The sequence below is a fragment of the Duganella qianjiadongensis genome (assembly GCF_009857915.1).
In the GTDB taxonomy this organism is placed as follows: domain Bacteria; phylum Pseudomonadota; class Gammaproteobacteria; order Burkholderiales; family Burkholderiaceae_D; genus Rugamonas; species Rugamonas qianjiadongensis.
The window spans coordinates 1-231 of record NZ_WWCM01000119.1 but is presented as its reverse complement, the minus strand read 5'-3'; the positions used below and the strand labels follow the sequence as shown (position 1 = coordinate 231).

Annotated in this window: 1 rRNA gene; it reads left to right on the top strand. The window is 48.9% G+C overall.

Annotated elements, in window-relative coordinates:
* Positions 1-155: 155 nt before the first annotated feature.
* A 5S ribosomal RNA gene (gene rrf / locus GTP27_RS24515) occupies positions 156-231 on the top strand; the annotation flags it as partial.

Genomic DNA, 231 nt, shown 5'->3' with positions numbered 1-231 from the left:
GTACGGCTTGTCCCTATAACCTTAGCAGGATATAGGTAAGAAGACCGTTAAACGTTGTTGAGACAACTTCATTACCCGCAGCACTCAGTGCTGATTACTTACCGATTCCAGATTCTGAGCAACGTTCGTGTGAACGCGGCTCGTACAAGTCAAAGCTTGATGACCATAGCAAGTTGGTCCCACCCCTTCCCATCCCGAACAGGACCGTGAAACAACTCTGCGCCGATGATA